The sequence below is a fragment of the Inquilinus sp. OTU3971 genome (assembly GCF_038440215.1).
Map to the genome: position 1 here is coordinate 1 of NZ_JASATH010000267.1, position 8471 is coordinate 8471.

General features: G+C 68.6%; 10 protein-coding genes. 8 read left to right on the forward strand and 2 right to left on the reverse strand.

Going from position 1 to position 8471, the window contains the following annotated elements; genetic code table 11:
* The 8 genes from AAHM41_RS37105 to AAHM41_RS37140 all read left to right on the forward strand — a co-directional run.
* A partial coding sequence (locus tag AAHM41_RS37105; protein WP_342241662.1) for an ABC transporter ATP-binding protein occupies positions 1 to 655 on the forward strand: 655 nt, incomplete at its 5' end.
* Positions 656 to 709: 54 nt separating this feature from the next.
* The gene (locus tag AAHM41_RS37110) at positions 710 to 2026 is read left to right on the forward strand and encodes an ABC transporter substrate-binding protein (RefSeq protein WP_342241663.1); all 1317 of its coding nucleotides are present in this window, start codon (positions 710 to 712) and stop codon (positions 2024 to 2026) included.
* Between the two features lie 40 nt (positions 2027 to 2066).
* A complete protein-coding gene (locus tag AAHM41_RS37115) occupies positions 2067 to 2843 on the forward strand; it encodes a pentapeptide repeat-containing protein (protein ID WP_342241664.1) in 777 nt (258 codons plus the stop codon).
* A gap of 90 nt (positions 2844 to 2933) precedes the next feature.
* A complete protein-coding gene (locus AAHM41_RS37120; RefSeq protein WP_342241665.1) occupies positions 2934 to 3821 on the forward strand; it encodes a carbohydrate ABC transporter permease in 888 nt (295 codons plus the stop codon).
* Positions 3821 to 4705, forward strand: coding sequence for a carbohydrate ABC transporter permease (locus tag AAHM41_RS37125; RefSeq protein WP_342241666.1), 885 nt, complete (start codon positions 3821 to 3823; stop codon positions 4703 to 4705). Before AAHM41_RS37120 ends, AAHM41_RS37125 begins: the two co-directional genes overlap by 1 nt.
* Positions 4706 to 4726: 21 nt before the next feature.
* Complete coding sequence (locus AAHM41_RS37130) at positions 4727 to 5620, forward strand: alpha/beta fold hydrolase (protein WP_342241667.1); 894 nt, start codon at positions 4727 to 4729, stop codon at positions 5618 to 5620.
* A 110-nt stretch (positions 5621 to 5730) separates the two neighbouring features.
* Positions 5731 to 6309, forward strand: a complete 579-nt coding sequence (locus AAHM41_RS37135; RefSeq protein ID WP_342241668.1) for a TetR/AcrR family transcriptional regulator — start codon at positions 5731 to 5733, stop codon at positions 6307 to 6309.
* Positions 6310 to 6350: 41 nt separating this feature from the next.
* Positions 6351 to 6497, forward strand: a complete 147-nt coding sequence (locus AAHM41_RS37140; protein WP_342241669.1) for a hypothetical protein — start codon at positions 6351 to 6353, stop codon at positions 6495 to 6497.
* 92 nt (positions 6498 to 6589) lie between these two features.
* On the opposite strand, the gene AAHM41_RS37145 is transcribed toward AAHM41_RS37140, so the two are convergent.
* Positions 6590 to 7354: a DsbA family protein gene (locus AAHM41_RS37145; protein ID WP_342241670.1), complete on the reverse strand. Its 765-nt coding sequence runs from the start codon at positions 7352 to 7354 to the stop codon at positions 6590 to 6592.
* Between the two features lie 102 nt (positions 7355 to 7456).
* Positions 7457 to 8471, reverse strand: a 1015-nt coding sequence (locus AAHM41_RS37150) for a tetratricopeptide repeat protein (protein ID WP_342241671.1), incomplete at its 5' end; no start/stop codon positions are given.

The following is an 8471-nucleotide window of genomic DNA, read 5'->3' on the forward strand; positions in this document are numbered from 1 at the left end:
CCCCCCCCCCCCCCCCCGCCCCCCCCCCCCCCCCCCCCCCCCCCCCCCCCCGGCCGTGTTCCTGTTCGACGAGCCGCTGTCCAACCTCGACGCCAAGCTCAGGGTGCAGATGCGCACCGAGATCAAGCTGCTGCACCAGCGGCTGAAGACCACCTCGATCTACGTCACCCACGACCAGGTCGAGGCCATGACCATGGCCGACCAGATCGTGGTGATGCGCGACGGGCGGGTGGAGCAGGCGGGCGCGCCGCTGCATCTCTACGACAACCCGGCCAATGTCTTTGTCGCCGGCTTCATCGGCTCGCCGGCGATGAACTTCATCGACGGCACTGTGGCCGATGGCGGCGTCCGCGCCGGCGACGGCACGCTGCTGCCACTGCCCGCAGGGGCGAAGGTCGAGGCCGGGAAGCGGGTGCGCTACGGCGTGCGGCCGTCGCATCTCCGCGTCGCCGCCGACGGGGCCGGGCTGCCGACCGAGGTCGAGGTGATGGAGCCGACCGGCGACGACACCTTCGTCTACGGCCGCATGGCGGGGCAGGAGATCTGCGCCATGTTCAATCAGCGCCAGAGCTTCGGCCCCGGCGACACCATCCGGCTGCAGCCCGATGTCGGGCGCGTCCACCTGTTCGACGCGGAGACCGAACGCCGCCTCTGACGGCGGCGGCTTTCAGACACCGATTTTCAAGCAAAGACAGACGGGAGAGGAAACATGGCTGAGTTCACGCGGCGCGACGTTCTGAAGACCGGGGCGGGGCTGGCCGCTGCCGGCACTCTCGGTACCTCCGGCCTGGTCCGCCCGGCCTATGCCCAGGACCTGTCCTACACCCCGGAATCGGGCGCGACGCTGCGGGTGCTGCGCTGGGCCAAGTTCGTCCAGGGCGACGAGACCCAGTGGCTGGCCAACACCAAGGCGTTCAGCGACAAATACGGCGTCCCGGTGCGGGTCGACAGCGAGGGCTGGGAGGACATCCGGCCGAAGGCGGCGGTCGCCGCCAATGTCGGCAGCGGGCCCGATGTCGTGCTGGTCTGGTTCGACGACGCCCAGCTCTATCCCGACAAGCTGCTCGACGTCTCCGAACTGGCCAATTATCTCGGCAACAAATACGGCGGCTGGTACGAGGGCCTGCAGGGCTACGCCCAGCGTGACGGCAAGTTCATCGGCCTGCCGCTGGCGGCGATCGGCAACGCCATCTGCTACCGCGAGAGCTGGGTCAAGGAAGCCGGCTTCTCCGAATTCCCGAAGGACACCGACGGCTTCCTGGCGCTGTGCCGCAAGCTGAAGGAGATCGGCCACCCGGCCGGCTTCACCCTCGGCAACGCGGTCGGCGACGGCAACAATTTCGGCCATTGGATCATGTGGAGCCATGGCGGCAGGATGGTCGACGAGCAGGGCAACGTCGTCATCAACAGCCCGGAGACGATCGCCGGGCTGAAATATGCGGCCGAGCTGTACAAGACCTTCATCCCCGGCACCGAGGCCTGGCTCGACAGCAACAACAACCGGGCCTTCCTGTCCGGCGAGGTCAGCCTGACCGCGAACGGCGTGTCGCTGTACTACGCGGCCAAGAACGACGCCAACCTCAAGGAGATGTCCAAGGACATCCGTTGCGTGCCGCTGCCGGTCGGCCCTGTCGGCAAGCCGGTGGAACTGTGCCAGACCACCTCGGCGATCGTGTTCAACTACACCAAGTACCCGAACGCGGCGAAGGAGTATCTCCGCTTCATGTGGGAGAAGGAGCAGTTCTTCCCTTGGATGGAGGCGGCCAGCGGCTATTGCTGCCAGCCGCTGAAGGGCTATGCCGACCACCCGATCTGGAAGGCCGACCCGAACCACGCCGCCTATGCCGGCGCGTCGGAGCGGCTGCGCCCGAACGGCTATGCCGGCCCCCTGGGCTATGCCTCGGCGGCGGCGATGGCGGACTACATCGTCGTCAACATGGTCGCCGAGGCCGCCACCGGCCAGCGCACGCCGGAGGACGCGGCGGCGCGCGCCCAGAAGCGGGCCGAGCGGTACTATCGGGTGTAAGCTGTCGGCCGTGACGTGACCGGCCGGCTGGGGAGGGAGAATGGTGTTCGGCTGTCGGATCGTGCTGGTGGTGCTGTTCGCCGCCCTGGCCGCGCCGGGCTGGAGCGCCGATCTGACGCGGGACCAGGTCGTCGCGACGCTATCCCGCGCCTCCCCGGCCGCGCCGGCCGATTTCTCCGGCAAGTCGCTGCAGAAGGTCGATCTCAGCAGGCTCGACCTGTCGGGGGTGAACTTCGCCGGCGCCGATCTGTTCGCGGTCAAGTTCGAGGACAGCAACCTGACCGGGGCCGACCTGACCGGCGCCAATCTGGGCCTCGCCTGGGTGATCCGCGCGAACCTCACCGAGGCCGACCTGTCCGGCGCGAATGTCCAGGGGCTGGTCGTCGCCTCGGGCATGCAGACCAATCCGGCCGAGGCCCCGGTCTTCCTCCGCACCAAGTTCGTCGGGGCGCGGGTGATCGCCCGCTTCGGCGGCTTCGACCTGCGCGGGGCCGACTTCACCGACGCCAGGCTGGCGGTCGACATGCGCAACCAGTCGATGGGGATCATGCGGGCCGATTTCTCGAGCGCCAGGCTGGAGGGAGCCAACTTCACCCGGGCCGATCTCGGGCGCGCCTGGTTCCGCTTCGCCAAGCTGCAGGGCGTGCGCTTCACCGGGGCCAGCCTGCTGCATGTCGATTTCTCCGGCGCCGACCTCACCGGGGCGGATCTCACCGACGCCGACGCCACCGGGGCGGATTTCGGCCAGGCGATCCTGACCGGCGCGATCGGGCTCGACACCGTCAAAGGATTGGACCCGGCCGTCCCGCGCCGGTAGCGCGCGGAATGCTGCCGCATGAGTGGAGGACAGATGTCGACGATCGCGCAGCGAAGATCGCCGCCCCCGACCGCGTCGTGGATGGCGCGGATGATGGAAAGCCGCAACGCGCTGGGGCTGGCCTTCCTGCTGCCGGCCGCGGTGGTCCTGCTGCTGTTCCTGACCTATCCGCTCGGCCTCGGCGTCTATCTCGGCTTCACCGACACGCGCCTCGGCCGTCCCGGCATCTGGATCGGCATCGAGAACTACGAGTTCCTCTGGGAGGACTCGATCTTCTGGCTGTCGGTGTTCAACACCATCCTCTACACGACCGTCGCCAGCCTGTTCAAATTCGTGCTCGGCCTGTGGCTGGCGCTGCTTCTGAACCGGCACGTGCCGTTCAAGGCTTTCCTGCGCGCCATCGTGCTCTTGCCCTGGGTGGTGCCGACCGTCCTGTCCGGCATCGCCTTCTGGTGGATCTTCGACGCCCAATTCTCGGTGATCTCCTGGGCCCTGATCCAGCTCGGGCTGATCGACGGGCCGATCAACTTCCTGGGCGACGTCGCCAACGCCCGCGCCTCGGTGATCGCCGCCAACATCTGGCGCGGCATCCCCTTCGTCGCCATCACGCTCCTGGCCGGGCTGCAGACCATTCCGCAATCGCTGTACGAGGCGGCGGTGCTGGACGGCGCCACCAACTGGCAGCGCTTCCGCTGGATCACCCTACCGATGCTGTCGCCGATCATCGCGGTGGTGATGACCTTCTCGGTGCTGTTCACCTTCACCGACTTCCAGCTGATCTATGTGCTGACCCGCGGCGGGCCGCTGAACGCCACCCATCTGATGGCGACCCTGTCGTTCCAGCGCGCCATCCCCGGCGGCCAGCTGGGGGAGGGGGCGGCGATCGCCTCGGCCATGATTCCGTTCCTGCTGGCGGCGGTGATGTTCAGCTATTTCGGCCTGCAGCGGCAGCGCTGGCAGCAGGGAGGGCGCGACTGATGGCGATCAAGAGCGATGTCGTCGGCGACGAAGGCGGCATGGGCTATCTGGAGCGCCTGCCGCGCCGGGTGGTGACGGTTTACCTGCCGCTCGCGGTGTTCGTCTTCGTGCTGCTGTTCCCGTTCTACTGGATGGCAATCACCTCGGTGAAATCGAACGCCGAGCTCTACAACTACAAGGATTTCAACCCGCTCTGGGTGGCCGAGCCGACGCTGCGGCACATCCAGTTCCTGCTGTTCGAGACCTCGTACCCGGCCTGGCTGTGGAACACGATGGTGATCGCGGTCGGGTCGACCACGCTGGCGCTGGTCTGCTCGGTCCTCGCCGCCTATGCGATCGAGCGGCTGCGCTTCACCGGGGCGCGCATCGTCGGCCTCGCCATCTTCCTGGCCTATCTGGTGCCGCCCTCGATCCTGTTCATCCCGCTGGCGGTCCAGCTCGGCCAGCTCGGCCTGCTGAACAGCCAATGGGCGCTGATCCTGACCTACCCGACCTTCCTGGTGCCGTTCTGCACCTGGCTGCTGATGGGCTATTTCCGCTCGATCCCGTTCGAGCTGGAGGAATGCGCCATCATCGACGGCGCCTCGCGGCTGCAGATCCTGCGCCGCATCACCCTGCCACTCGCCGTGCCCGGGCTGATCTCGGCCGGGATCTTCGCCTTCACCCTGTCCTGGAACGAGTTCATCTACGCCCTGACCTTCATCTCGGATTCCGAGCGCAAGACCGTGCCGGTCGGGGTCTTGACCGAGCTGGTCCAGGGCGACACCTACCAATGGGGCGCCCTGATGGCCGGCGCCCTGCTGGGCTCGCTGCCCGTGGTGCTGCTCTATTCCTTCTTCGTCGAGCACTACGTCTCCAGCATGACCGGCGCCGTGAAGGAATAGCCCGAAGCCAGGGAGAAGGCCGTGACCCGGACCGCGTCCGTCGACACCGAGTTGCTGCGCATCGCCTATGAGGAGTCGGGGCCCGGCGACGGCCGGCCGATGGTGCTGCTGCACGGCTGGCCGGACCATCTCGGCACCTGGGACCGGGTCCTGCCGACGCTGCACGAGGCCGGGTTCCGCACCCTGGCGCCGAATCTCCGCGGCTTCGGCGGCACCACCTTCCGCGACCCCGCCACCATGCGCTCGGGCCAGCTCTCGGCGCTGGGGCAGGATGTGCTCGACTTCGCCGACGCGCTGGATCTCGATCGCTTTGTGGTGGTCGGGCACGACTGGGGCGCCCGCGCCGCCTACATCGTCAGCGCCCTGGCACCGGAGCGAATCTCGCACTGCATCGCCATGTCGGTCGGCTGGGGCACCAATTCGCCGGACCAGGAGCTGAGCCTGACCCAGGTCCAGAACTACTGGTACCACTGGTACATGGCGCTCGACCGCGGCGCCGATCTGGTGCGCAACGACCGCCGCGGCTTCACCCACCATATCTGGCGGATCTGGACCCCGGGCTGGGAGCTGTCCGACGCGGAGTTCGAGGACACGGCCGCGGCCTTCGACAACCCGGACTGGGCGGAGGTCGTGCTGCATTCCTACCGGGTGCGCTGGGGCCTGGCGCCGCGCGACCCGCGCTACCAGGAGCTCGAGGCGCGGCTGGCCGGGAATCCGGAGATCGCGGTCCCAACCCTGGTCCTGCATGGCGGCTCCGACCCGTGCAACGACCCCTCGACTTCGGCCGGGAAGGAACAGTTCTTCCGCGACCGCTACGAACGGGACGTGCTGCCCGGGATCGGCCATTTCCCCCAGCGCGAAGCCCCGAACGCCGTCGCCGAGGCGATTTTGCGGTTCCTGGCCGCCGAGGGCTGACCCGGACGCCCGCGACGCTTTTGAGCATTCCCGACGATCGGGCGGGATTGACATCTCTGCCTGCTTCACCATAAGTTAGTTAACGATTACTAACTTCTTGAGTCACGAACATGGCCGGCAAGGGCAGGGACACCAGGGCGCGGATGGAGGAGGCGGCCATCCGCCTGTTCGCCGAGCACGGCGTCGAGGGCACCTCGGTGCGCGACATCGCCGCCGCGGTCGGCGTCACCGAGGCGGCGCTGTACCGCCACCTGACCTCGAAGGACGAGTTCGTGGCCGGGCTGTTCGCCGACCGCTATGTCGAGCTCGGCCGCCAGGTCCATGCGGCGCAGGAGGGCCTGACCGGCTTCGCCGCGCGGATGCGGGCGATGGTCGAGGCCTGCTGCCGGCTGCACGACCGCGACCCGTCGTTGTTCCGCTTCCTGCTGATCGTCCAGCACCGGGCGCTGCCCAGTTTCGCAGTGGGCGAACCCAATCCCGGCGACGTCATCGGCGCCGTGGTTGCCGACGGCATCCGCGAGGGTGCGGTGATCATCGCCGACCCCCGGCTGGCCACCGCCATCGCCTTCGGCTGCGTGCTGCAGCCGGCTGTGTTCCTGCTCTACGGCCGGCTCGAAGGCGGCCTTACCGGCCATGCGCCGGAGATCGCCGGCGCCATCCTGCGGGCGCTCGGCGGCCCCGCCGCCTGACCCTCGCATTCCCCCATCCGTCTCAGCGCAAGGAGACGTCCATGATCGACCCGATCGTGTTCCTGCTGATGATCGCCGCAATGGTCTGGCTCGGCGTCCAGGTCCTGACCCAGCGCAGTGCCATCCGCGAGTTGGAATCCCGCCTCGACCTCATCGATGAGGAGGCTCCGGCCGTCCGGAAATCGTAGGTTAGGTTCGCATCGCGAACCCAACATCGCGACATCGGCACCATGTTGGGTTCGCCCAGCGGCGAACCCAACCTACGCGAGCGTGTCCAGCCTCAGCCCGCCCGGTCCTTGTCGACCTGGGCCTTCAGCGCGTCGAAGCCGACGGCGCCCGGGATGATCTGGTCGTTGATGACGAAGGCCGGCGTGCCCTGCACGCCCAACGCCTGGGCCAGGTCCATGTTGGCGCGCAGCTCCGCCACCACCGCCGGATCGTTCATGTCCTGCTTCAGCTTGTCGACATCCAGCCCGACCTGCTTGGCGGTCTCGTAGATCACGTCGTCGGTCAGCTGGCCCTTGAGGCCCATCATCTTGGTGTGGAAGTCGAGATACTTGCCCTGCATCTGCGCCGCCAGCGAGGCGCGGGCCGCGGTCACCGAAGCCGGCCCGAGGATCGGGAACTCCTTCAGCACCACCTTCAGCCCGCCATCCTGCTTCACCAGCCGCTCCAGGTCGGGCTGGGCCCGCTTGCAGTAGCCGCATTGGTAATCGAAGAACTCGACCAGCGTGACGTCGCCCTGGGCGTTGCCGATCACCGGCGAGGTCGCGCTGCGGAAGATCTCCTCGGCCCGGCTGGTCAGAATCTTGGCCTGAGCCGAGCGCTCCTCCTCGTCCTTCTTGGCCTGGTAGGCGTCCAGCGCCTCGACCACGATCTCCGGATGGGCACGGATGTAGTCGCGCACGACCTGCTCGATCGCGTCCTTCTGCGCCGGGTCGATCGCCGGCTGGGCGGGGGCCGGGGTCTGCTGGGCAAACACCGACGGCGTCGCGACCGCCACCGCGGCGAGGACGGCCAGGCTGGCGAGGCGGGGGCGGAGCATCGGGGAATCCTTTCGCTGAAGCATGTCCCACTAGTCGCCTTTCGCGACGGGATGATCAAGCGTTACACGGCTCGGGCGACAATTCGACCGCGGCGCCATGCACTAACCCGGCCGGTCCTCGGCCTGCCGCTGCAGGTCCTGGGCCCGGCGCCAGCCGGGCGAGCCGCGCGGCAGCAGCTGCAGCGCCCGGTCGACCTGGGCTCGGGCGTTGCGCCGGTCGCCGCGGGCGAGGTTGTCTTCGGCCAGGGCCAGCGCCGCCTTGCCCATGTCGCCGACCTTGCCATAGGCGGTGCCGAGCAGCCGCCAGACGATCGGCGGCGTCTGCTCCGGGTCGACGCTGGCCCTCTCCAGGTCGCGGATGGCGCTGCGCAGCTCGGCATCCGAGCCGCGGTCGATCTTGGTCTGGGCCAGCGGGATCAGCAGCAGCGGCTCGCCCGGCAACAGGGCCAGGGCGCGCTCGTAATAGGGCCGGGCCTCGGCCAGGCGCCCGGTCTCCAGGAGGATCTGGCCGCGCAGCTCGAGATAGTAGGGGTTGCGCGGCTCGGCCTTGATCAGCGCGTCGGTGCGGCCGAGCGCGTCGGCGAAGATGTTGTTGCGATAGGCCGCGATCGCCCGGGCGTATTGCGCCGGGATGCTGGTGTCGCTGGGCGGATAGACCCGGGCCACGCTCTGCGGCTCGGTGAAGCCGAACAGCTTGGCCCGCATCCGCGCGAACATGTCGTCGTAACCGGCCGGCATGGGGCGGCCGCGCAGCGGCGACTTGTCGACCGCCTCCTGCACCGCCTCGATCCGGTCCTGCGTCAGCGGATGGGTGCGGGTGTATTCCGAGCCGGTCGGGCGGGCCAGCTCGGCATCCTGCATGCGCTTGAGGAAGCTGAGCATGCCGTCGGCCGGGATGCCGGCCTGGGCCAGGAAGCGCAATCCCGCCTGATCGGCCGAGCTCTCGATCCCGCGGGTAAAGTTGACCATGTTCTGCCGGGCGATGTCTTGGGCGGTGATGGCGCCGGCCATGCCGGCGTGGGCGCGCCCCCGCCCCGGCCCCCCGGCCGCGGCGCGGGACGACCAGCTGCCCGAGGCGGCGAAGGACGAGCGGCTGCAGGCGCTGCAGCAGCTGCTG

Coding starts and splice junctions, on each gene's coding strand:
- AAHM41_RS37110 (WP_342241663.1), top strand. CDS start 710: ATGGCTGAGTTCACGCGGCGCGACGTTCTGAAGACCGGGGCGGGGCTG.
- AAHM41_RS37115 (WP_342241664.1), top strand. CDS start 2,067: ATGGTGTTCGGCTGTCGGATCGTGCTGGTGGTGCTGTTCGCCGCCCTG.
- AAHM41_RS37120 (WP_342241665.1), top strand. CDS start 2,934: ATGATGGAAAGCCGCAACGCGCTGGGGCTGGCCTTCCTGCTGCCGGCC.
- AAHM41_RS37125 (WP_342241666.1), top strand. CDS start 3,821: ATGGCGATCAAGAGCGATGTCGTCGGCGACGAAGGCGGCATGGGCTAT.
- AAHM41_RS37135 (WP_342241668.1), top strand. CDS start 5,731: ATGGCCGGCAAGGGCAGGGACACCAGGGCGCGGATGGAGGAGGCGGCC.
- AAHM41_RS37140 (WP_342241669.1), top strand. CDS start 6,351: ATGATCGACCCGATCGTGTTCCTGCTGATGATCGCCGCAATGGTCTGG.
- AAHM41_RS37145 (WP_342241670.1), bottom strand. CDS start 7,354: ATGCTCCGCCCCCGCCTCGCCAGCCTGGCCGTCCTCGCCGCGGTGGCG.